The following is a 22,563-nucleotide window of genomic DNA, read 5'->3' as shown; positions in this document are numbered from 1 at the left end:
TATTGGGTCACGGTGCATACCAAGCTCCGGACTGGACTGCCGACTGGCTGCACCGCGAGCTGGTTGCATGGTTGGATCTGACTGCGCAAGAAACTTACGGCAAAAAATTTGACGAAGTTTCTCCTGAGGAACAAGCTGTTCTGAAAACCCGTTTGGCTGACGAATACCGCAATCAAAGCCGTATTAAGGAAGACGGTTCTGTCGTTATCAGCGATACCCGCGTGAAAGCGATTGAAAGCATTCTGCCTTACTACCACGGTGTGTACAGCGACGATCCTAAGTTCCAAACTACTCGCGAACACTTTGCAATGAAAAACAACACATTGCCAAGCCAAGAAGCGCGTGAAAAACTGTTCAACTTCTTCTTCTGGACTTCTTGGTCTGCTTCGGCCAACCGTCCTGACGAGAACTTCACTTACACCAACAACTGGCCGCACGAGCCTTTGATCAACAACGTACCGACTACTGAAAATTACATGTGGTCTTTCACCAGCGTGGTATTGTTGCTGATGGGTATCGGCTTGCTGATGTGGGGTTACTCTTTCTTGACCAAACACGAAGAGGTTGAAGTACCTACTGAGGATCCTATTTCCAAAGTACAACTGACTCCTTCTCAAAAAGCGTTGGGCAAATATGTATTCCTGACTGTTGCGCTGTTTGTCGTACAAGTACTGTTGGGTGGTTTGACCGCTCACTATACTGTCGAAGGTCAAGGTTTCTACGGTATCGATACTGCCTTGGGCTTTGAAATGGCCGACTGGTTCCCATATGCGTTGACCCGTACTTGGCACATCCAATCCGCTATTTTCTGGATTGCAACCGGCTTCCTGACAGCAGGTCTGTTCTTGGCTCCGATTGTGAATGGCGGTAAAGATCCTAAATTCCAACGTGCCGGTGTGAACTTCCTGTACATCGCCCTGTTCATCGTAGTCGGCGGTTCTTACGCAGGTAACTTCTTTGCTTTGACTCACATTATTCCACCTGAGCTGAACTTCTGGTTCGGCCACCAAGGTTACGAATACTTGGATTTGGGTCGCTTCTGGCAACTTCTGCTGATGGTCGGCTTGCTGTTGTGGCTGTTCCTGATGTTGCGTTGCACCATCTCTGCTTTTAAAGAAAAAGGTACAGACAAAAACCTGTTGGCTATCTTTGTAGCTTCTATGGTCGGTGTGGGTGTGTTCTACGCTCCTGGCCTGTTCTACGGTGAGAAATCTCCAATCGCTGTGATGGAATACTGGCGTTGGTGGGTGGTTCACCTGTGGGTAGAAGGCTTCTTCGAAGTGTTCGCTACTGCTGCCTTCGCATTCATCTTCTATAACATGGGCTTTGTCCGCCGTAGTACTGCCACTGCTTCTACTTTGGCTGCTGCTGCCATCTTCATGTTGGGCGGTATTCCAGGTACATTGCACCACTTGTACTTCTCCGGTTCTACCTCTGCCTCTATGGCAATCGGTGCATGTTTCTCCGCTTTGGAAGTTGTACCTTTGATTCTGCTGGGTCGTGAAGCTTACGAACACTGGTCTTACCAACACCTGTCCGACTGGGCGAAACGTCTGCGTTGGCCTCTGATGTGCTTCGTAGCAGTTGCCTTCTGGAACATGATCGGTGCCGGCGTATTCGGCTTCCTGATTAACCCTCCGATTTCCCTGTTCTACATTCAAGGTCTGAACACTACTGCAGTTCACGCTCACGCAGCTCTGTTCGGTGTGTACGGTTTCTTGGCTCTGGGCTTCGTATTGCTGGTTGCACGTTACCTGAAACCTAATGCTCAATTTGACGACAAACTGATGACTTGGGCATTCTGGCTGTTGAACGGCGGCCTGGTGGGTATGATTGCCATCAGCCTGTTGCCGGTTGGCGTGATTCAAGCTTATGCTTCTATCACTCACGGTCTGTGGTATGCACGTAGCGAAGAATTCCTGCAAATGGAAATTCTGGATACCCTGCGTTGGGTTCGTACCGCTGCTGACTTGATCTTCATCGGTGGTGCTGTCTGCATTGCTATCCAAGCTACCAAAATCGTATTCAGCCGCGATAAATAATCTTAAGCTGAATTAAATCGAAGGCCGTCTGAAAAGTTTTCAGACGGCCTTTCTGTTATAATTTCAATATTCTTAAATCGACAAGACAAAACATTATGTTTAAGCAAGCTGCTCAAGAGCTGACCACTGTTCGCGATTTGCTGCGTTTCGCCGTCAGCCGTTTTAACGATGCCGGACTGTTTTTCGGACACGGAAGCGATAATGCCCATGATGAGGCAGCCTATCTGATTTTGCACACTTTAAATCTGCCGTTGGATACGTTGGAGCCTTATTTGGATGCTAAATTGTTGCAAAGTGAGAAGGAAGAGGTGTTATCCATTCTCGAACGCCGCGCAGTGGAGCATATTCCTGCCGCGTATTTGACACATCAAGCATGGCAGGGTGAGTTTGATTTTTATGTCGATGAGCGCGTCATCGTGCCTCGTTCTTTTATTTATGAATTGCTTGGCGACGGTATCCGTCCTTGGATTGAACATGATGAGTTGGTGCATCGAGCTTTGGATTTGTGTACCGGTAGCGGCTGTTTGGCCATTCAAATGGCGCATCACTATCCTGATGCACAAATCGATGCCGTTGATTTGAGCTTAGATGCTTTGGAAGTAGCGGCCATCAATATTGAAGATTATGGCTTGGAAGACCGCATCAGCTTGGTGCATACCGATTTGTTTGAAGGTTTGGATGAAACCTACGACTTAATTGTTTCCAATCCGCCTTATGTTGATGCGGAATCTGTGGAAGCGTTGCCTGATGAATACCTACATGAGCCGGAATTGGCTTTGGGCAGCGGAGAAGATGGTTTGGATGCTACACGCCAAATCATTTTGCAGGCTGCGAAATATTTGAATCCGAAAGGTGTATTGCTGGTTGAAATCGGCCACAACCGCGAAGTATTGGAAGCTGCTTATCCGGAATTGCCGTTTACTTGGTTGGAAACCAGCGGTGGCGACGGGTTTGTATTCTTATTGACCCGTGAGCAATTGTTGGGTGAAGAATAGTTTATTGTGATGTAAATAAAACAAAGGCCGTCTGAAAAAAATTCAGACGGCCTCTATTTTGTAATGTCTTTAATGTTTTAATACAAACGCCTATGATATGCCGGCTGTGAAATCCAAGCAGGGTTTGAAACTATGGCTTATAATATTTGTCATAGATTTAAATGCCGGTAGATTTTTATTACTGACTTTTTGTAGAACATATACTGCCAAACCCAATATTATGAATAATTGTTTAAAATCAGGCCTGTTGGCTGCTGTTTTATTCAGTACGCCCGTTGTCGCTTTTGCCCAGCAATATACCGTTTATTTCAATCAAAACGGTAAACTGACGGCAACCATGCCTTCAGTTGCTTATGTCCGCCAATACAAAATTGCGGCAGGCAAGGCGCAGGTTCAGGATTTTTACTATCCATCAATGAAAAAATATTCTGATCCGTACGAGATACCTGCTGGTCAGATTAAGGTTTTTGTGCCGGCTCTGGACAATGGCACGCTGACTCTGTGGCATTTTAACGGGCAGAAAAAGATGGTTGGCAGCTATCGCAACGGCAAGCCGCACGGCGAGTGGATTAACTGGTATCCAAACGGCAAAAAATCTGCGGTCATGCCTTATCAAAACGGATTGAGCGAGGGTATAGGCTCTCGTTATTACCGCAACGGCGTCAAAGAAAGCGAAATCCAATTCAAGCACGATAAGGCCAACGGTCATTGGAAACAATGGTATTCAGACGGCAGCCCGAAAACCGAAATGATGATGAGCAATGATAAACCGACGGAGATTATCAGTTGGGATGAAAATGGCCGCATTGTGTCTGAATTGAGTATTCGCAACGGCAAACGCAGCGGCATTATTTTGGATTGGTATGATGATGGTGCGAAGAAATCCGAGTTGGTGTATAAAGACGACCAGTTGGTGAAAAAAACCTTTTGGGATACAGACGGATACGTTCTCGAATAATTTTGACAATAAAAAAACCGCAGGCTGATCGGCTTGCGGTTTTTTGTGTGTTACATACAGCCTTTGTTTTGGCACAGGGTAAATAACGGCGCGCCGCTTTCGCGGATTTTTTTGCCGCCGTCCAAGTCGGTAAACTCCAAAATAGCAGCCGTTTCGATTACTTCGCCGCCCAGTTTGCGGATCAGCTCGACGCCTGCCAGCATGGTGCCTCCGGTTGCCACCAAATCATCTACCAACAAAACGCGTGCGCCTGGCTTGATGGCGTCGGTATGGATTTCTACCGTTGCTTCGCCATATTCCAAAGCGTAACTTTGAGAGACCGTATCAAACGGCAGTTTGCCTTTTTTACGAATGGGAACGAAGCCGACATTCAGCTGATAGGCCAAAGCCGCGCCAATGATGAAACCGCGCGCGTCCAAGCCTGCCACAACGTCAACTTTTTGCCCCATATAGCGGTAAACCAGTAAATCAACCAGCAGGCGAAAATATTCTGCACTTTGCAAAACGGGAGTAATGTCATGAAACAAAATCCCTTTTTGCGGCCAGTTTTCAATTTTACGGATTTTGTCCGCCAAAGCTTCTACGCCCATTACTTCAGGATGAATCAACATTTCGACATTCCGAAATCAAAAAGTTTTTAACACGCCATTGTAGCGGTCATATGCAAACTTGCCAAATTAATCGATACAATAGCCAAATTTTGCAACTGGCCGTCTGAAATTCCGAGAAACATTGTGTTGTGTTATAATTTACAGATACATACCATCGGCTGAATTACCATGCAAAATCACAAAAAAGGCAATATTTTCATCATTTCCGCCGCTTCGGGCACAGGCAAAACGACTTTGGTGTCGCGCCTGTTGAAAAATCATGACGATATCCGTGTTTCCGTTTCTCACACCACGCGCCAGCCGCGCGAAGGAGAGGTGCATGGCGTGCATTACCACTTTGTCCCCAAAGACGAATTTGAATCACTGATTGAGCAAAGGGCCTTTTTGGAACACGCCAATGTGTTCGGCAATTATTACGGCACCAGCATCGCCGGCGTAAATTCGTTGAGCGAAGAGGGCTATGATGTGATTTTGGAAATCGATGTGCAAGGTGCGGCGCAAGTGCGTAAATCGTTGCCTGAAGCCAGCAGTATTTTCATTCTGCCGCCTTCCTTTGAGGTATTGGCGCAACGTTTGATCGGCCGTGGTACGGATAGCGAAGAAGTCATTCAAACACGCCTGTCCAAAGCCCGTCACGAGATTGAACAATCTGTTTTGTTCGATTACGTCGTCGTGAATGACGATTTGGATCGTGCCGAAGCCGATTTGTTCCACATTATTAAAGCAGGCCGTCTGAAAAAATCCGCCCAGCAGGGATTTATCTCAAACCTGTTGGAAAATTCGTAAAAAACAGCGAAAATAACCGTTTATTTGAAACATAGAAAGAAAGCAAGCAAACATGGCCCGTATTACTACTGAAGACTGCACAGGTAAAATCCCTAACCACTTCGACCTCACACTCGTTGCCGCCCGTCGCGCACGCCAACTGGAAAACGGCAACACGCCTTTGGTTGACGACATCCGCAACAACAAACCAACCGTAACCGCCCTGCGCGAAATCGCAGCCGGACAAATCGGAACCGAGCTTTTGACACGCAACAAATAAACCAACCGGCAAACCGATAAAACCGCCGTGCGGACTGTATCGGTGCAATATAACAACCGATACAGTCTGACGGCTTAAAAAAATAGCCATAAAAGGCCGTCTGAAAATGCCAGCCCCACTGCCCACCGCTCCTTATGACCCGTTGACAGCTGAAGCGCGCGATCTTCTGTTTCGCACCGCATCCTATCTCAATGAGAATGAACAGGCCGAGCTTGAAAAAGCCATTGCCTACGCTTTTCATGCCCATGATGGACAAACCCGTAAGAGCGGCGAACCCTACATTACCCATCCCCTTGCCGTTGCCACGCAGCTTGCGATTTGGCACATGGATGTTCAGGGCCTTTGCGCAGGCGTTATGCACGATGTATTGGAAGACACGGGCGTAACCAAAGTCGAAATGGCGGCGGAATTCGGCGATACCATTGCCGAAATGGTAGACGGCCTCTCCAAACTGGAAAAACTCAAATTTGAAGATCATGCCGAGCATCAGGCGGAAAGTTTCCGCAAACTGATCCTCGCCATGACTAAAGACGTGCGCGTCATCGTCGTCAAACTGGCCGACCGATTGCATAATATGCGCACCCTTGGCTCTATGCGTCCGGACAAGCGCCGCCGCATCGCCAAAGAAACCCTCGAAATTTATGCTCAAATCGCCAACCGCATCGGTCTGAATAACGCGTATCAAGAGCTTCAAGACTTATCGTTCCAAAACCTTCACCCAAGCCGCTACGAAACCCTGAAAAAAGCAATGGACAACAGCCGCAAAAACCGTCGCGATGTTGTCGGCAAAGTGCTGCGTGCATTCAGTCAGCGTTTGGTCGGTGTCAATATTGAAGCCAAAATCAAAGGCCGCGAGAAAAACCTATACAGCATTCATCAAAAAATGCTGGCTAAAAAACTGCGTTTTGCCGAAGTAATGGATATTTACGGCTTTCGGGTCATCGTCAACAGCATTCCTGCCTGTTATGCCGCATTGGGTGCATTGCATAATTTATACCAACCCAAGCCCGGCCGTTTCAAAGACTATATTGCCATTCCGAAAAGCAACGGCTATCAAAGCCTGCACACGACCTTGGTCGGCCCTTACGGTTTGCCGATCGAAGTGCAAATCCGTACGCGTGAAATGGATGCCGTAGCCGAGGGCGGTATTGCCGGCCATTGGATTTACAAATCCGGAGAAAACACTCCGGATCAGGCCGTCCTCCATATGAACCGATGGTTGAAAAATATTCTTGACCTGCAAGCCAGCAGCTCAAATGCCATCGAGTTTCTGGAACATGTCAAAGTCGATTTGTTCCCCAACGAAGTCTATATCGTTACTCCGAAAGGCGATATTTTGACCTTGCCTAAGGGCGCAACGCCGATTGACTTTGCCTATGCCGTGCACACCAACATCGGTCATAAAACCGTTGCCGCGCGTATTAATAATGTCATGATGCCGTTGCGCACCAAGCTGAAAACCGGCGATACGGTCGAAATCATTACTTCCGAACATGCCAAGCCCAATGTGGCATGGTTGAATTTTGCCGTTTCCAGCCGTGCGCGCAGCGCCATCCGCCAATACGTTAAAAATCTGAATCGTCATGATGCCGTTGTTTTGGGTGAAAACCTGCTGCAAAAAGCTTTATCCAGCCTGCTGCCTAAAGATGTTTTGCTTTCAGACGACCTCAAAGAAAAATACCTTGCCGATTTGAATACCAAACAAACTTCATTTGAAGAAGTTCTCTACAAAGTCGGTATGGGGCATACTTTGCCGATACATGTTGCCATGCATATTGCCGAGTTGGCTGGCCAACATTTCGGCAGTGAGGTTAAACTCAGCCCGATTAAAGTCAACGATCAAGAGACCGGCCGGATTCATTTTGCCGAATGTTGCCATCCGATTCCTGGTGATCCGATTCGCGCCTTATTGGTCAAAGACAAGGGCATGATTATTCACCGTGATACCTGTCAAACTTTGGTTAAAGCCGATCCGGAAGAGCAGTTGGATGCAAGTTGGGACAGTATGCGTAATCAAACATATCGCACCATTCTCAACGTCAAATCCGAAGATGCTCATGGCTTGTTGGCTTCAATGGCGCAAGCGATTTCCAACTCGGGGGCGGACATCGAATCTGTCGATACGCCGACCAAAGCACAAGCAGGAACGGAAGGCTTTGTAGAATTTAAATTCACAATTAAAGTCAAGGACTTGGATCAGGTTAATCAGATTGTTCATGAGATGCATGCCAATCCGAATATCCGCAAAGTGATTCGAGGATAATCTCGTTATAAGCAAAGGCCGTCTGAAAGTGTTTTCAGACGGCCTTTTGAGTATGTACAAACAAACTTCTTTCAGTTTGTTTTGAAGAAAAATAATGCTTCAGGTTGGATTTAACTCAACCAAAATCGGAAAACCAAGAAAAAAACTAAGACCAAAACGCCGGCCCAAACCAGCAACATGAATCCGGCCACTGCCTGACCCAAGCGGTAAACAGGGTTTTTGCGTTCGTCTTCAAGTAGGGGATTGGATGTATCGTGTGGTTTGTCGGACATGATGAAGCTCTGATTAGATTATTGAATGAAAGCGTAAGGGTACGCCGATAGCCGTAAAGATTCAAGTAGGAATGATTATTGATAGAAGTCTTCTTCTTCATTCCACGCGGTTTTTAAGGCCGTCTGAATGGTGTCTGCACCAAAGCCGCGATACGCAAGGAAACGCGCTTGTTTTTGTTTTTCTTTCAAATCTTCAGCTTCTTGCTTGAATTTTTTACGCAAAACGGAAATGGCGGTTTGCAGCTCGTCCTCCCTGTCGGGCAGTAATTCCCGACAGTCATCCGCATCAATACCTTGTTGAGCCAAGGCTTGTTTGAGGCGGAGCGTGCCGTAACGGTTACTCTTGCTGTGAATATAGGCTTCAGCGTAACGTTGGTCGGATTGCCAATTTCGTTCGGCGAATTCGTCCAAAACCTTTTCCAATTCTTCTTCGCTTTCAGCGTGCGGGGCCAGTTTGCGTTTCAAACCGACGCGGCTGACTTCTTGACGGGAAAGAATATCCAAGGCGCGGGCACGTAAGGTTTTAGGGGGTCTCATGGGATATGGCGGAGGTGAGGTAACTACATTGAATTACATTTTCAGACGGCCTGATTGAGAAAAATAGCCGAAAAGGCCGTCTGAAAATAAAGCCGAATTATTCTTCGTCTTTATTTTTTTGCGGTTGCAGATTTTCGTAGATTTCAGGCAGGGCGCGAATCAACAAATCAGGTTTGGTTGCTTTGTCTTGGGAGAGTAAAGTCATGTCGCCGTAGCCGAAGGTTACGCCGATGCTGAAGCAACCGGCCGCTTTGGCGGCAATAATGTCATTTTTAGAGTCGCCCACCATCAGCATATTGGCAACATCGATGCCCAATACTTCGGCCGCATGCTGAAGCGGCAATGGGCTGGGTTTTTTCTCAGTCAGGCTGTCGCCGCCGAGAACCAGGCTGAAATAGCTGTCGAGATTGAGCTGTTTCAGCAGCTCCGCAGCCAGCACTTCATTTTTGTTGGTAATGACAACCAGCGGGATGCCCAAGGATTTGAGCAGGCCGAGGCCGGCTTCGGTTTCAGGGTAGGGGCGGGTAAAGTCGCTCAAGTGCTCGCGATAATATTTCATAAAGAACACAAAGCCTTTTTCCCAGATTTCAAGATCGGCTTCTTTTTCACGATCATGGGTGATGACGCGATGAACCAATTTGCCGATGCCGTCGCCGACATAACTTTCAACCGTTTGAGTGGGTAAAACAGGTAAACCCAGGTATTCGCACATGGCTTGGGCGGCGGCAGTCAAATCCGGAATGGAATCGCATAAAGTGCCGTCCAAATCAAAAGCAACGGCTTGAACGTGTTCTAAAGTAGCAGCGGTCATCAAATAGCTTTCTGTCATATCATTTAAGGCGTTATTTTAGCATTATTTCCCCGATTTGCCGATGTTTTGCCGATTTTTCAATGGCTGCTTGTTTAAATTGTTAACAATTTTTGCAGGCGTAGGGTTGGCTGTCTGTCGGGAAGGGCAGAAGTGATTTTGTCAACAAAAAGGGAGCTTGGGTAGGTATTGAAAAACAAAGGGTTTGTATCGTTTTTGGAAAGGGTTTGAGAAATATTGGGGCCGGGCCGTCTGAAAATTTTGAGTCAAGGTGTCTATATTTTCAGACGGCCTCAAACTAAATTCATATATAAATGAATGGATTTGCTTTTTATTGACTACATGCTATTACATTTTCTCCCGTTTTTGTATATAGTAACAAGTATGGCTCTCGTCTAATCATGTGTATGAAAAGGAAAAATACATGTCCGCATCTGCTGTTAAAGAAACACTGAATCCGTTTGAAATTGCACAAAAACAAGTAAAAATTGCCTGCGATCGCCTGAATGCCGACCCGGCAGTATTTGAAATCTTGAAAAAGCCGCAACGTGTTTTGGAAGTGAACTTCCCTGTCAAACTCGACAACGGTACAGTAGAAAATTTCACCGGTTACCGTTCCCAACACAATAACGCCGTCGGCCCTTACAAAGGCGGCGTGCGCTTCCATCCCAATGTGAATCTGGACGAAGTCAAAGCCCTGTCTATTTGGATGACCATCAAATGCTGCGTAGCCGGTATTCCTTACGGCGGCGGCAAAGGCGGCATCACTTTGGATCCGCGCAATTATTCCGAAGCAGAATTGGAACGCATCGCCCGCGCTTATTCCGAAGCCATTTCTCCGCTGATCGGCGAGAAAATCGACATTCCCGCCCCCGATGTGAACACCAACGGCAAAATCATGTCTTGGATGGTTGATGCCTATGAAAACGTGGTAAAACATTCCGCACCGGGCGTATTCACCGGCAAACCGGTTGAGTTCGGCGGCTCTTTGGCGCGTACCGAAGCAACCGGTTACGGCGTAAACTTCGCCGCCGTACAAGCTTTGGAAAAACTGGGCAAAGACGTGAAAGGTGCCACTTACGCCATTCAAGGTTTCGGTAACGTGGGCTACCACACCGGTTACTATGCACACAAATCCGGTGCGAAAGTCGTTGCCGTATCTACTGTTGACGTTGCCATCTACAACGAAAACGGCTTGGATATGGAAGCGCTGTTCAAAGAATACCAAGAAAAAGGCTTCATCACCAACGAAGCCGGTTACGGTAAAGAAATCAGCAATGCCGAACTTTTGGCTTTGGATGTGGACGTACTCGCCCCTTGCGCATTGGAAAACCAATTGACTTCCGAAAATGCAGGCAAAGTCCGCGCGAAAATCGTGGTTGAAGGCGCAAACGGCCCGACTACTCCTGAAGCCGACGTTATCCTGCGTCAAAACGGCGTATTGGTTGTTCCTGACATTTTGGCAAACTGCGGCGGCGTGGTTGTATCTTATTTCGAATGGGTACAAAACCTGCAAGGCTACTACTGGGAGTTTGACGAAGTTCAAGAGAAAGAAACCGTTGTCCTGCGCCGTGCGTTCCGCGATATTTGGAACTTGGCTAAAGAATACGATGTTGACCTGCGTACCGCTTCTTACATGATGAGTATCCGTCGTGTTGAAAAAGCAATGAAACTGCGCGGTTGGTATTAATCGGCTGACCGATAGTTAAGACAAGGCTGTCTGAAACCTGTTTTCAGACGGCCTTGATGTTTTTGATAAGAGCCTTTACAAATTTTAATCCACCTTGATTCCATTTCAATCAAACTCAGCTATAATCCCCTTTTTTGACCTTTCCGGAAAAGACATAATCATGAACAAAACTTTCAAATTCAGCGCATTGGCTTTGTCTGCTCTGTTGGCGATGACTGCTTGCAACCAACAAAAAGACACTGCCGCCAAAGATGCTCCTGCTGCTTCCGCAGCTTCAAATGCGACTGCAGATGCTTCCGCCATCGGTTCTACTGCCCAACAAGCCAGCTACGCAATGGGTGTGGACATCGGCCGTTCATTGAAACAAATGAAAGACCAAGGCACAGAAATCGATTTGAAAGTCTTCACCGAAGCCATGGAAGCCATGTTTGAAGGCAAAGAAGTCAAAATGACTGAAGCCCAAGCTCAGGAAGTGATGATGAAATTCCTGCAAGAGCAACAAGAAAAAGCGGCTGCCAAACGTGCTGAAGATGCCAAAGCAAACTTGGAAAAAGGCGAAGCGTTCTTGAAAGAAAACGCGACTAAAGAAGGCGTGAAAACCAGCGCTTCCGGTCTGCAATACAAAATCACCAAAGAAGGCGAAGGTAAAAAACCGACTAAAGACGATATGGTTACCGTTGAATATGAAGGCCGTCTGATTGATGGTACCGTATTTGACAGCAGCAAAGCCAACGGCGGCCCAGTCAGCTTCCCTGTAAGCCAAGTGATTCCAGGTTGGACTGAAGGTATCCAACTCTTGAAAGAAGGCGGCGAAGCAACATTCTACATCCCGGCTAAATTGGCTTACCGCGAAGTGGGTGCCGGCGATAAAATCGGCCCGAACGCCACTTTGGTATTCGACGTGAAACTGGTTAAAGTCGGCGCGCCTGATGCCGCTGCACAACAACCAGTACAAGTTGACGTACAGAAAGTTCAATAATCCGAATCAAGGCTTACGCCCTTAAACAACGGATAAAAGGCCGTCTGAAAAAATTCCGTTTCAGACGGCCTTTGTTCCAAACCAACAAGGAATTATGATGAAAAATATCGTCATCCTTATTTCCGGACGCGGCAGCAATATGCAGGCAATTGTGAATGCTGATATTCCCGATGCCAACATTGCAGCCGTATTGAGTAACAACGAGACCGCAGCCGGATTGGCATGGGCGGCAGAGCGCGGTATAGCCACCGACAGTTTGAACCATAAAAACTTCGACTCGCGTCTGGCATTTGATCAGGCCATGATGGAAAAAATTGATGCCTATCAGCCTGATTTGGTGGTATTGGCAGGCTTCATGCGCATTTTGACTCCGGAGTTCTGCGCACATTATGAAAACCGCCTGATCAACATTCATCCGTCCATTCTGCCTTCTTTCACCGGTTTGCATACCCATGAGCGCGCATTGGAAGCAGGTTGCCGAGTGGCAGGCTGTACCATCCATTTCGTAACGCCCGAGCTGGATTGCGGCCCGATTATTTCACAAGGCATTGTTCCTATTTTGGATGGCGATACCGCCGACGACGTTGCCGCACGCGTGCTGACGGTTGAACACCAGCTGTTCCCGCAAGCCGTTGCCGACTTTGTTGCAGGCCGTCTGAAAATCGAAGGCAACCGAGTTTTGAATGCACAACGCAATGCTGCCGGTCAAAGCCTGTTGGCTTAATTAAAACACCATACACACAAGGAAAACATCATGAATCCGATTAAAACAACCTTATTGACACTTTCCCTGCTCACTGCCTCCATCGGCGCACAAGCCGCTGAATTGCCGCAATCTGTCGTTTTGCAATACTCAGGCAGCTACGGTATTCCTGCAACCATGACCTTCACACGTAGCGGCAGCCAATACAAAATCGTCTCTACCATCAAAGTACCGCTTTACAATATCCGCTTTGAATCCGGCGGCAGCATCAACGGTACGACCTTAAATCCGTCTTACTACAAAGATGTGCGCGGCGGCAAAGTGTATGCCGAGGCCAAATTTTCCGGCGGTAACATTACTTACGGCAAAGCAGGTGATTTGAAAACCGAAAAATCCGGCCCGGCCATGGACTTGTTCACTTTGGCATGGCAACTGGCTGCCAATGACGTACGCCTGCCGTCAGGTTTGAAAATTACCAACGGTAAAAAACTGTACACCGTCGGCAGCATGAACAAAATTGGCAGCGAAAGCTATAAACTGAACGGCGGTACAACGCCTGTAAGCAAATATCGCGTCCGCCGCGGCGACGATACCGTGACTTACTCGTTTGCTTCCGATATCGACAATATCCCGGCGCAAATCAGCTATACCGATGACGGCAAAACCTACAACCTGAAACTGACTTCCGTCAAAATCAACGGTAAAGTAGTGAAACCGTAATCTTTATTTGCTCAAACAAGAAGGCCGTCTGAAAAGTTTTCAGACGGCCTTATCTTTACAGCAACACAATATCGTATTGTTCCTGCGTGTAGGCGGTTTCGACTGCCAGCGAAATCGGTTTGCCGATAAAGTCTATCAACATTGCCAGCGATTGCGATTCCTCATCTAGGAACAAGTCGATGACATTCGGAGCGGCCAAGATGCGGAAGGCTTGGACATCGTAGCGGCGCGCTTCGCGGACGATCTCACGTTGGATTTCGTAGCACACGGTTTGCGGCGTTTTCAGACGGCCTCGGCCTTGGCAGGAAGGGCAGGGTTCGCAGAGGATTTGGCTTAAGTTTTCACGCGAACGTTTGCGCGTCAGCTCGACCAAACCCAAACTGGTGAAACCGTTGAGGGTAACGCGGGTACGGTCGAAGGCGAGGGCTTTGGCAAGCTCTTGCAGGACGGCTTCGCGGTGGGCTTCCTGCGCCATATCGATGAAGTCGATGATGATGATGCCGCCGAGATTGCGCAGGCGAAGCTCGCGGGCGATGGTGTGGCAGGCTTCGAGGTTGGTGCGGAAGATGGTTTCATCAAAATTGCGCGCGCCGACAAAGCCGCCGGTGTTGACGTCGATAGTGGTCATGGCTTCGGTGGACTCGATGATGAGGTAGCTGCCGAAGTTGAGGTTGACGCGCGGTTGCAGGGCGCGGGCGATTTCCTGCTCGATATTGTGGGTTTCAAATAGGGGGCGTTCGCCTTTGAACAGCTCGATTCTGCCCAATGCACCTTGAACGTATTGCTCGGCAAACTGGGTCATGCGGCGGTGGTTTTCGGTGGAATCGACCAGGATTTTATGCGTATCGAGGCTGAACATATCGCGCAAAACGCGCAGGCTCAAAGGCAAATCTTGATAGAGCAGGGTTTCGGGCGGCTGGATTTTTGCCTGTTTTTGAATGTGTTCCCACACTTTGGTCAGATAGTTGATGTCTGATTGCAGCTGGGCATCGGAAGCGTTTTCGGCGTTGGTGCGGATGATATAGCCGTGGCAGGCGTTTTCTGGCAGCAGGTTGTTGAGGCGCTCCCTCAGGCTGCTACGTTCGGCATCGTCTTCAATGCGTTGGGAAATGCCGATATGGTCTTCTTGCGGAAGATGGACGAGGAAACGGCCGGCCAGTGAGATTTGGGTGGAAAGCCGCGCGCCTTTGGTGTTGATGGGGTCTTTGATGACCTGAACCAAGACGGACTGGCCTTCAAAGAGCATGTGTTCGATGCGTTGGGTTTCGTCCGGATTGCGGCGTTGCTCGAGGACGTCGACGATGTGCAAAAACGCGGCGCGTTCCAAGCCGATATCGATGAATGCGCTTTGCATGCCGGGGAGGACGCGTTTGACGACGCCCAAATAAATATTGCCGACCAAGCTATGGCCGCTGTTGCGCTCGATGTGCAGCTCGCAGATATTGTTCTCTTCCAAAACGGCCACACGCGTTTCTTGCGGCGTGATGTTGACGAGGACAGTTTCGGGCGGACGCACGGCGTCCTTGGGGATGGGGATTCCTGAAAGCATGGGGATACCTGATTTTGAATAGAAAAACTTTTGCGAAGTGTCCTTTTTCAAAAAACAAATGGCAAAAGTCATTCTGCGAAAGCGCTTATCATACTTTAATTATGGGTTTTCCGCATCTGCGCAGATGTTTATGCCAAGAGGCCGTCTGAATGTTTTTTACAACCGTACGGCGGGAACACTTGTAAAATAACGCTTATGCCCATATAGTCATGAACATTGGTATTTTGGAAGAAATCATGCAAACCGTTACTGTTTATACCGGTCCGTATTGTCCGTACTGCACCATGGCGAAAAGGCTGTTGCAGGCGGTGGGCGTGAAAGAAATCAACGAAATCCGCATCGACGGCAATCCGGAAGTTTTTGCCGAAATGCAGCAGCTTTCCGGCCAGCGCAGCGTGCCGCAGATTTTTATCGGCGATACCCATGTCGGTGGCTTTACCGATTTGTACCGCTTGCAGCAGGAAGGCAAGTTGGACGAATTACTGAATCCTTAACCCTTAACTTAGGAAAATAAAATGAGCGAAGAATTGCAACCCGTATTCAGCGTTGAGCGTCTGTATGTAAAAGACTTGTCTTTGGAAGTGCCTCATGCACCACAAATCTTCTTGGAACAAGGTGAGCCTGAAGTCGATATGCGCGTTTCTACCGGCAACACCAAACTGGAAGACGGCTTCTACAGCGTTGACGTTACCGTGACCGTGACTGCCAAACTGAACGAAGAGCGCACCATGTTCTTGAACGAAGTTACCCAAAGCGGCATCTTCCGTCTGGAAAATATTCCTGAAGAAGACGTACAACTGCTGCTGGGCGTTGCTTGTCCAAACATCCTGTTCCCTTACGCACGCGAAGCTATTTCCAACATCGTAACCCGCGCCGGCTTCCCACCTGTATTGCTCGCTCCGATCAACTTCGAAGCCATATACCAACAACAACAGGAAGCTAACGCTTAATCGCGTTATACCTAAATTAAGGCCGTCTGAAACATTGCGTTCAGACGGCCTTTTTTTATCTAAAAATCAGGACATAAGAAAAAATCTATAACAAAAAGTTCATATATTAATGCATCAGGTATATAATGATTCCTCCTATCATTACTATTATATTTTAATTTTATAGATTAAATATCATTTAAAATTAATAAATTATAATTTTTATCAAATAGGTAAGTAGATTTTATTAATTAAGGAAATAGTTGTGAAACCTGATTTTCAAATGAAAACAATTTGTTTGTTATTGGTGCTGCCTTGCCAAACTGTTTTTGCAGATACAGGACATCAAGAAGTTGAACATGTAGACATGGATACGGTCAAGGTCAGTGGCAAACGGCAGGCACAAAGTAATACCGAGCGCAGTCAGTCTTATACAATCGGAACGATGGCAACGGCGACTGGCTTGCGTATTTCAGGCAAGGATACGCCGCAGTCGGTGAGCGTAATGACGCGTCGGCAGCTAGATGATAAAGCAATATATTCTTTAGAAGATGCAATGAAAAACACTACGGGAATCAACGTAGTTCGGGATTCGGGCCTACAAACTCGTTTTTTGTCTCGTGGTTTCTATGTTGATCAGATTGGTGAAGACGGTATTACCACGAATGTGTCTGGACGTTCGGGCTATACGGCAAAAATCGATGTCTCACCAAGTACAGACCTTGCTGTTTATGATCACATTGAGGTTGTCAGAGGTGCAACCGGTCTTACTCAGTCTAATTCTGAACCGGGTGGAACCATTAATTTAATCCGTAAGCGGCCAACAGCTCTGTTTAAGCATACAGGTGAAATCAGCACTGACCATAGGGGCAGCAAGCGTTTGGCTTTGGATGTATCTGGAAGCTTGAATAATGAACATACGGTACGCGGTAGGCTGGTTGGTGTTCATGAGGATCACCGCTCTTTTAAAGAGGGTGTATGGAACAAGAAAGACATGGTTTATGGCGTGATCGATACGGATTTGAGTGATAACAGTATGCTGACATTGGGCGGCACTTATCAGAAAAATAAAGATATTCCCGATTTTGCCGGCGTGATTTTACCTTGTGAGGATCAAAAAACTGCGGCCTTCAGCTCCAGTCCTGCCTGTAACAATCCTTTGAAATTGCCACGTAAAACTTATTTGGGTGAAACCTCATGGTCACGCCTGAATGCTGATAAATACAATATTTTTTCCGGTTTCCAACATGTCTTTGACAATGGATGGCAACTCAATGCAGAAATTTCTTATACGCATAATGATTCAGATGCCAAAGTCGGACAATTTTTTCTGAAAAACGAACACGCGGCAGGTATTTCAGCATCTGAGGCAACGGGTTTCTTAACCGAGAAGGGAGAGGTTATCCCTTTTGAGCCTAAAGACAAGGCGTTGGCAAAATTAAAAGAATATCGTGATGGCGTCACTAAAACATATGAAGAGAAAAAAGCAGATTACGTTGCCCATCATTTCGATGCATCTGCTTTTGAACAATATCGCTCCCAAAGGGCGGCAGCACGCCGGGCAGGTTTTGATCAATGTATGCAGGACATTGGTTTGGATTTCCTGTGCAACGACTGGCAGGATCCTGGTGTAGAAGTAGATAAAAAAGAGTTTATTGATAAGGAGCTTGCAAAGCAAGGCATTGTTAACAATGCAGAAGGTCTGTTTCCCAACCGTCTATACGACTCAGCATACAATCTTCGCCACACATACAACCGCCGTTACAATTTCATGCCGTTGCACTATACCAAACACGATGTGCAATGGGGCTTTAAGCTGGATCTGACAGGTAACTACCGCCTGCTTGGACGTGAACATGATTTCTTTGTCGGCTATGCGTATAACAATGAAAAAATCCGTTCTGCTTATACAGAAATCTATCAAAACCGTTATTTTGTCCGTCCTCAAGGTTATGCAGGTGCAGGCAGTTGCGGCATTCATCCCGATGGTCCGGAGCGTAATCCTTTAGAAAAAGGTATTGTCGAACCAGATTGGCATATTTATAACGAAAAAGGTAATAACAAAATCTATGTGCCGGAATGCAGTGGCGCGCATATTACCAAATATACTCCCCGTTTGGATGCGGAAGGCAAGCCTGTCTGGACCGTCAACGACAATGGTGAGCGCGTAATGGTGCAAGATCCTGTTTACGAATTGGATGCAAATGGAAACAAAATACAAGAGCGGGATGAAGAGGGAAATTTGAAATGGGCAAACCAATATCTGAAAATACCGCTGTGGAAAACTGTTCAGGTTGCAGATGATCATGTTCCGGCGTTATACAATTATTCGAAATACCTTAACACGAATAAAACACATTCTTTGACTGTCAGTACCCGCTTTAATGCAACCAACCGCCTGCATCTCCTGGGCGGTATGCACTATACGCGCTATGAAACCACACAAACCAAAGAAATGCCTGTACGCTACGGCCAGCCTGCTACGGCATTCCAAACTGAGAACAGTAACAAAATCGACAAAGAGCATTACACCTCAAAAATGCAAAGCCATAGGTTTACGCCATATGCAGGCATTACCTACGACCTGACGCCACAACAAAGCTTGTATGCCAGCTATACTAAGATTTTTAAACAACAGGATAACGTTGATGTAACCAGCAAATCCGTTCTTCCTCCACTCATCGGGACTAACTATGAAATAGGTTGGAAAGGGTCGTTCTTGCAAGGCCGTCTGAATGCTTCGCTTGCCTTGTTTGTTTTACAGCAGAAAAACCGTACCGTTGTCGATTTTGGATTTGTTCCTGATACTAGTAGTAACGGAGGTTCATTCCAAACCATCGCCAAACCTGTGGGTAAGGTTAAGAGTAGCGGCGCAGAACTTGAATTGGCTGGCGAGTTGTCGGAAAACTGGCGTATTTTTGTTGGCTACACATATAACAAAAGCAAGTATAAAAATGCTGCGGAAGTCAACGCGGAGCGGTTGGAGAAAAACACGACTGCCGACCCGTATAACTTCAGTAACTTCACGCCGGTACATATGTTCCGCCTCGGTACAAGCTACCGCTTGCCTCAAACTAAGTTGACCTTGGGCGGCGGAATATCCGCGCAAAGTCGCACAAGTAGCCTTTACAATATTCGCCAAGGAGGCTACGGACTTATAGATGGCTTTGTTCAATATGACTTTCACAAACACGGCAGAATCAGCCTGATAGGAACTAACCTGGCTGACAGGACGTATTTTGAAAACAACTATAACCGTACGCGAGGTCAAAACAATTTCTATGGCGAACCGCGGACAGTCAAATTGAAATTGGATTGGCATTTTTAGGAGAATGGATAATGATTGGGTATCTAAACATTATTTGCTAAATTCCTGATAAAAGTATGGGTTGAATATCCTTCTTTTTTGAAAGCTGTTTCCTCACAATGGCTGAAGTTGATTCGATAGCCGGCGTATTTTCAAATATTAATTTGTTTCAAGTATTCAGCTTTGAAGGCCGTCTGAAACATTGCGTTCAGACGGCCTTTTTGTTTTCGGATAAAATACAGCAAACTTTAAATCAGCTGCCTTTTAAGATGACGCCCGAAACCCAAAAACAGCTCAAAATTACCGACGTTTCCGCCAAGAAACTCGAAAAACTCAACCTCCATACCGCGTGGGATTTGGTGTTGCACCTGCCATTGCGTTACGAGGATGAGACGCACATCATGCCGATTAAGGACGCACCGATCGGCGTGCCGTGTCAGGTTGAGGGCGAGGTCATCCATCAGGAAGTAACTTTTAAGCCGCGCAAGCAGCTGATTGTTCAAATTGCCGACGGTTCCGGCAGCGTCCTTTTTCTGCGCTTTATCCACTTTTACGCCAGCAACCAGAAACAGATGGCGGTCGGCAAACGCATTCGCGCCGTGGGCGAAATCAAACACGGGTTTCACGGCGATGAGATGATTCATCCCAAAATCCGCGATGCCGAGAGCAGCGGTTTGGCGGAAAGCCTCACGCCCGTTTATCCGACCGTAAACGGTTTAAATCAACCCACTTTGCGCCGTATTATTCAGACGGCCTTGGACGTTACGCCGCTGCACGACACCTTGCCTGATGCTTTATTAGGTCGTCTGAAACTGCCACACCTTGCTGAAAGCCTGCGCCTTTTGCACTCTCCGCCGCCGAGTTTCACCATCCACCAGCTTTCAGACGGCACGCTGCCTGCGTGGCAGCGGCTTAAATTTGATGAACTTTTGGCGCAACAGCTTTCCATGCGCTTGGCGCGGCAGAAGCGTGTCAGCGGCACGGCAGCGGCATTGGGCGGAGATGGCACATTGACCCAAGCCCTGCGCCACGCTTTGCCGTTTGCCCTGACTGATGCGCAAGAAAAAGTTGTTTCCGAAATCTGCCGCGACATGGCGCAAACCCACCCCATGCACCGCCTGCTTCAAGGCGATGTCGGCAGCGGCAAAACCATCGTCGCCGCCTTGTCCGCGCTGACCGCCATCGAATCCGGCGCGCAGGTAGCCGTGATGGCGCCGACCGAAATCCTTGCCGAACAGCATTTCATCAAGTTCAAACAATGGCTCGAACCTTTAGGACTCGAAGTCGTCTGGCTCTCCGGCAGCCAGCGCAAAAAAGCCAAAGACGAAGCCAAAGCCAAACTCGCCGACGGTACCGTCAAAATCGCCGTCGGCACGCATGCCCTGTTTTCAGACGACGTCGAGTTCCAAAATCTGGGCTTGGTGATTGTGGACGAACAACACCGCTTCGGCGTCGCCCAACGCCTCGCCCTCAAAAACAAAGGGCGCGACGTCCACCAGTTGATGATGTCCGCCACCCCCATCCCGCGCACGCTCGCCATGAGTTTCTTCGCCGACTTGGACGTATCCGTCATCGACGAATTGCCGCCCGGGCGCACCCCGATTAAAACCCGCCTCGTCAACAACGTCCGCCGCGCCGAAGTCGAAGGCTTCGTCCTCAACATCTGCCGCAAAGGGCAGCAGGCATACTGGGTCTGCCCGCTGATTGAAGAAAGCGAAACCCTGCAACTGCAAACCGCCACCGAAACCCTAGCCCAGCTTCAGGCAGCCTTGCCCGAACTCAACATCGGCTTGGTACACGGGCGCATGAAGGCCGCTGAAAAAGCCGAAGTCATGGCGGATTTTGCCGCAGGCCGTCTGAACGTCTTGGTCGCCACCACCGTCATCGAAGTCGGCGTAGATGTGCCCAATGCCGCCCTGATGGTAATCGAACACGCCGAGCGCATGGGCTTGGCGCAGCTGCACCAATTACGCGGGCGGGTAGGGCGCGGCGCGGCAGAAAGCGTGTGCGTCCTCCTGTTTGCCGAACCCTTGAGCGAACTTGCCAAAGCGCGACTGAAAGTCATCTACGAACACACCGACGGCTTCGAAATCGCCCGCCAAGACCTTAACATCCGTGGCCCCGGCGAATTTCTCGGCGCGCGCCAAAGCGGTGTCCCCATGCTGCGCTTCGCCAACCTCGAAGAAGACCTGCACCTCTTGGAACAGGCGCGCGAAATCGCCCCCTTACTGATTGAACAAAACCCCGAAATCGTCGAAGCGCATCTGGCAAGGTGGCTTTCCAGCAGGGAAGGTTATTTGGGCGTATAAAATTTGCATGAAAAGAAAAAGGCCGTCTGAAAACAGACGGCCTTGGGTTTGGCTGGATAGAGGTTTAGAAACCTTGCGCCAACATGGCATCGGCTACTTTGACGAAACCGGCAATGTTCGCACCATTGACGTAGTTCACTTTGTCGCCGACTTTGCCGTATTTCAGGCAGGATTCGTGGATGTTGTGCATGATGTCAAACAGGCGGCTGTCCACTTCTTCGCGTGTCCAAGACAGGCGGATGGCGTTTTGACTCATTTCCAAACCTGAAGTCGCTACGCCGCCGGCGTTGGAGGCTTTGCCCGGAGCGTAGAGGATACCGGCTTTGATAAATTGTTCGACCGCGCCCAAAGTTGACGGCATGTTCGCACCTTCGGCAACTACATAGCAACCGTTTGCCAGCAGGATTTTGGCAGCGTCTGCGTCCAATTCGTTTTGGGTGGCGCAAGGCAGGGCGATTTCGGCCGCGATGTTCCACGGTTTTTGGTTTTCAAAGTATTGCAGGCCTTGTTCTTTGGCGTAAGTGGCCACGCGTTCGCGGCGTACTTCTTTCAGCTCGATCAAAGCGGCCAGTTGCGCTTCGGTCATGCCACTGTCAGGGAAGAGGACAAAGCCGTTGGAGTCGGAAACGGTCAATACTTTTGCACCCAGTTGAATGGCTTTTTCGGCAGCGTATTGCGCCACGTTGCCGGAGCCGGAAATCAACACGCGTTTGCCTTCAATGCTGTCGTTGCGGGTTTCCAACATGGCTTGGGCAAAATACACGCAGCCGTAGCCGGTGGCTTCAGGGCGAATCAGGCTGCCGCCCCATTCGAGGCCTTTGCCGGTCAGGACGGAAGCAAATTCGT

Annotated in this window: 19 protein-coding genes and 1 pseudogene; 14 read left to right on the top strand and 6 right to left on the bottom strand. The window is 48.3% G+C overall.

What is annotated here, in order from left to right; all coding sequences use genetic code 11:
• The 3 genes from ACTHUT_RS05325 to ACTHUT_RS05315 all read left to right on the top strand — a co-directional run.
• The coding region (locus ACTHUT_RS05325; protein WP_440418694.1) for a nitric-oxide reductase large subunit at positions 1–2,042 on the top strand (2,042 nt) is incomplete at its 5' end.
• Between the two features lie 95 nt (positions 2,043–2,137).
• Positions 2,138–3,037 carry a 50S ribosomal protein L3 N(5)-glutamine methyltransferase gene (gene prmB / locus ACTHUT_RS05320; protein WP_049322128.1) on the top strand — a complete coding sequence of 300 codons (900 nt, stop codon included), beginning with the start codon at positions 2,138–2,140 and terminating at the stop codon, positions 3,035–3,037.
• Positions 3,038–3,257: 220 nt separating this feature from the next.
• Complete coding sequence (locus tag ACTHUT_RS05315; RefSeq protein WP_003745821.1) at positions 3,258–3,995, top strand: toxin-antitoxin system YwqK family antitoxin; 738 nt, start codon at positions 3,258–3,260, stop codon at positions 3,993–3,995.
• A gap of 50 nt (positions 3,996–4,045) precedes the next feature.
• Here the strand turns inward: ACTHUT_RS05315 and ACTHUT_RS05310 are convergent, their stop codons facing one another.
• Positions 4,046–4,606: an adenine phosphoribosyltransferase gene (locus ACTHUT_RS05310; protein ID WP_003745823.1), complete on the bottom strand. Its 561-nt coding sequence runs from the start codon at positions 4,604–4,606 to the stop codon at positions 4,046–4,048.
• Between the two features lie 168 nt (positions 4,607–4,774).
• On the opposite strand from ACTHUT_RS05310, the gene gmk reads away from it, so the two are divergent.
• From gmk to ACTHUT_RS05295, 3 genes are all read left to right on the top strand, one after another.
• Positions 4,775–5,392, top strand: coding sequence for a guanylate kinase (gene gmk / locus ACTHUT_RS05305; protein ID WP_003745825.1), 618 nt, complete (start codon positions 4,775–4,777; stop codon positions 5,390–5,392).
• Positions 5,393–5,444: 52 nt separating this feature from the next.
• Positions 5,445–5,651, top strand: a complete 207-nt coding sequence (gene rpoZ, locus ACTHUT_RS05300) for a DNA-directed RNA polymerase subunit omega (RefSeq protein ID WP_003682294.1) — start codon at positions 5,445–5,447, stop codon at positions 5,649–5,651.
• Positions 5,652–5,757: 106 nt separating this feature from the next.
• On the top strand, positions 5,758–7,914 hold the full coding sequence (locus tag ACTHUT_RS05295) for a bifunctional (p)ppGpp synthetase/guanosine-3',5'-bis(diphosphate) 3'-pyrophosphohydrolase (RefSeq protein ID WP_311476299.1): 2,157 nt from the start codon (positions 5,758–5,760) through the stop codon (positions 7,912–7,914).
• Between the two features lie 110 nt (positions 7,915–8,024).
• On the opposite strand, the gene ACTHUT_RS05290 is transcribed toward ACTHUT_RS05295, so the two are convergent.
• The 3 genes from ACTHUT_RS05290 to ACTHUT_RS05280 all read right to left on the bottom strand — a co-directional run bounded on the left by ACTHUT_RS05290 (position 8,025) and on the right by ACTHUT_RS05280 (position 9,534).
• On the bottom strand, positions 8,025–8,186 hold the full coding sequence (locus ACTHUT_RS05290) for a hypothetical protein (protein WP_003745829.1): 162 nt from the start codon (positions 8,184–8,186) through the stop codon (positions 8,025–8,027).
• A 75-nt stretch (positions 8,187–8,261) separates the two neighbouring features.
• Positions 8,262–8,723: a recombination regulator RecX gene (recX, locus tag ACTHUT_RS05285; protein WP_003745830.1), complete on the bottom strand. Its 462-nt coding sequence runs from the start codon at positions 8,721–8,723 to the stop codon at positions 8,262–8,264.
• Between the two features lie 97 nt (positions 8,724–8,820).
• A complete protein-coding gene (locus tag ACTHUT_RS05280; protein ID WP_440385851.1) occupies positions 8,821–9,534 on the bottom strand; it encodes a phosphoglycolate phosphatase in 714 nt (237 codons plus the stop codon).
• 421 nt (positions 9,535–9,955) lie between these two features.
• On the opposite strand from ACTHUT_RS05280, the gene ACTHUT_RS05275 reads away from it, so the two are divergent.
• From ACTHUT_RS05275 to ACTHUT_RS05260, 4 genes are all read left to right on the top strand, one after another.
• Entirely contained in the window at positions 9,956–11,221 is a 1,266-nt protein-coding gene (locus ACTHUT_RS05275; RefSeq protein ID WP_049348913.1) for a Glu/Leu/Phe/Val family dehydrogenase, read from the top strand.
• A 160-nt stretch (positions 11,222–11,381) separates the two neighbouring features.
• Positions 11,382–12,200 (top strand): FKBP-type peptidyl-prolyl cis-trans isomerase, encoded by an 819-nt coding sequence (locus tag ACTHUT_RS05270; RefSeq protein ID WP_003745836.1) that lies wholly within the window; start codon positions 11,382–11,384, stop codon positions 12,198–12,200.
• 97 nt (positions 12,201–12,297) lie between these two features.
• Positions 12,298–12,924, top strand: a complete 627-nt coding sequence (gene purN, locus ACTHUT_RS05265; protein WP_049322704.1) for a phosphoribosylglycinamide formyltransferase — start codon at positions 12,298–12,300, stop codon at positions 12,922–12,924.
• Between the two features lie 30 nt (positions 12,925–12,954).
• Positions 12,955–13,623, top strand: a complete 669-nt coding sequence (locus ACTHUT_RS05260; protein WP_440385625.1) for a DUF3108 domain-containing protein — start codon at positions 12,955–12,957, stop codon at positions 13,621–13,623.
• A 55-nt stretch (positions 13,624–13,678) separates the two neighbouring features.
• On the opposite strand, the gene ACTHUT_RS05255 is transcribed toward ACTHUT_RS05260, so the two are convergent.
• Positions 13,679–15,172: an Rne/Rng family ribonuclease gene (locus ACTHUT_RS05255; RefSeq protein ID WP_039861979.1), complete on the bottom strand. Its 1,494-nt coding sequence runs from the start codon at positions 15,170–15,172 to the stop codon at positions 13,679–13,681.
• A gap of 236 nt (positions 15,173–15,408) precedes the next feature.
• On the opposite strand from ACTHUT_RS05255, the gene grxC reads away from it, so the two are divergent.
• From grxC to recG, 4 genes are all read left to right on the top strand, one after another.
• The gene (gene grxC, locus ACTHUT_RS05250; protein WP_003684090.1) at positions 15,409–15,666 is read left to right on the top strand and encodes a glutaredoxin 3; all 258 of its coding nucleotides are present in this window, start codon (positions 15,409–15,411) and stop codon (positions 15,664–15,666) included.
• Between the two features lie 21 nt (positions 15,667–15,687).
• Positions 15,688–16,122: a protein-export chaperone SecB gene (gene secB / locus ACTHUT_RS05245; protein WP_440385626.1), complete on the top strand. Its 435-nt coding sequence runs from the start codon at positions 15,688–15,690 to the stop codon at positions 16,120–16,122.
• Between the two features lie 262 nt (positions 16,123–16,384).
• Positions 16,385–19,429 (top strand): TonB-dependent siderophore receptor, encoded by a 3,045-nt coding sequence (locus ACTHUT_RS05240; RefSeq protein ID WP_440385853.1) that lies wholly within the window; start codon positions 16,385–16,387, stop codon positions 19,427–19,429.
• Between the two features lie 248 nt (positions 19,430–19,677).
• Positions 19,678–21,717, top strand: a complete 2,040-nt coding sequence (recG, locus tag ACTHUT_RS05235) for an ATP-dependent DNA helicase RecG (RefSeq protein WP_440385854.1) — start codon at positions 19,678–19,680, stop codon at positions 21,715–21,717.
• A 64-nt stretch (positions 21,718–21,781) separates the two neighbouring features.
• Here recG and ACTHUT_RS05230 read toward each other — a convergent pair.
• Positions 21,782–22,563: pseudogene (locus ACTHUT_RS05230) on the bottom strand (NADP-specific glutamate dehydrogenase); the annotation flags it as partial.

Source organism: Neisseria sp. P0022.S010 (genome assembly GCF_051956635.1).
The sequence above is the reverse complement of the archived record's forward strand: the minus strand, read 5'-3'. Positions and strand labels throughout refer to the sequence as shown.

Excerpts from the sequence above, each read along its gene's own strand:
- ACTHUT_RS05270 (WP_003745836.1), top strand. The coding sequence starts at position 11,382 with ATGAACAAAACTTTCAAATTCAGCGCATTGGCTTTGTCTGCTCTGTTG.
- ACTHUT_RS05310 (WP_003745823.1), bottom strand. The coding sequence starts at position 4,606 with ATGTTGATTCATCCTGAAGTAATGGGCGTAGAAGCTTTGGCGGACAAA.
- recG (WP_440385854.1), top strand. The coding sequence starts at position 19,678 with ATGACGCCCGAAACCCAAAAACAGCTCAAAATTACCGACGTTTCCGCC.
- ACTHUT_RS05290 (WP_003745829.1), bottom strand. The coding sequence starts at position 8,186 with ATGTCCGACAAACCACACGATACATCCAATCCCCTACTTGAAGACGAA.
- ACTHUT_RS05240 (WP_440385853.1), top strand. The coding sequence starts at position 16,385 with ATGAAAACAATTTGTTTGTTATTGGTGCTGCCTTGCCAAACTGTTTTT.
- prmB (WP_049322128.1), top strand. The coding sequence starts at position 2,138 with ATGTTTAAGCAAGCTGCTCAAGAGCTGACCACTGTTCGCGATTTGCTG.
- ACTHUT_RS05295 (WP_311476299.1), top strand. The coding sequence starts at position 5,758 with ATGCCAGCCCCACTGCCCACCGCTCCTTATGACCCGTTGACAGCTGAA.
- recX (WP_003745830.1), bottom strand. The coding sequence starts at position 8,723 with ATGAGACCCCCTAAAACCTTACGTGCCCGCGCCTTGGATATTCTTTCC.
- secB (WP_440385626.1), top strand. The coding sequence starts at position 15,688 with ATGAGCGAAGAATTGCAACCCGTATTCAGCGTTGAGCGTCTGTATGTA.
- ACTHUT_RS05260 (WP_440385625.1), top strand. The coding sequence starts at position 12,955 with ATGAATCCGATTAAAACAACCTTATTGACACTTTCCCTGCTCACTGCC.
- ACTHUT_RS05275 (WP_049348913.1), top strand. The coding sequence starts at position 9,956 with ATGTCCGCATCTGCTGTTAAAGAAACACTGAATCCGTTTGAAATTGCA.
- purN (WP_049322704.1), top strand. The coding sequence starts at position 12,298 with ATGAAAAATATCGTCATCCTTATTTCCGGACGCGGCAGCAATATGCAG.
- grxC (WP_003684090.1), top strand. The coding sequence starts at position 15,409 with ATGCAAACCGTTACTGTTTATACCGGTCCGTATTGTCCGTACTGCACC.
- rpoZ (WP_003682294.1), top strand. The coding sequence starts at position 5,445 with ATGGCCCGTATTACTACTGAAGACTGCACAGGTAAAATCCCTAACCAC.
- ACTHUT_RS05280 (WP_440385851.1), bottom strand. The coding sequence starts at position 9,534 with ATGACCGCTGCTACTTTAGAACACGTTCAAGCCGTTGCTTTTGATTTG.
- ACTHUT_RS05255 (WP_039861979.1), bottom strand. The coding sequence starts at position 15,172 with ATGCTTTCAGGAATCCCCATCCCCAAGGACGCCGTGCGTCCGCCCGAA.
- gmk (WP_003745825.1), top strand. The coding sequence starts at position 4,775 with ATGCAAAATCACAAAAAAGGCAATATTTTCATCATTTCCGCCGCTTCG.
- ACTHUT_RS05315 (WP_003745821.1), top strand. The coding sequence starts at position 3,258 with ATGAATAATTGTTTAAAATCAGGCCTGTTGGCTGCTGTTTTATTCAGT.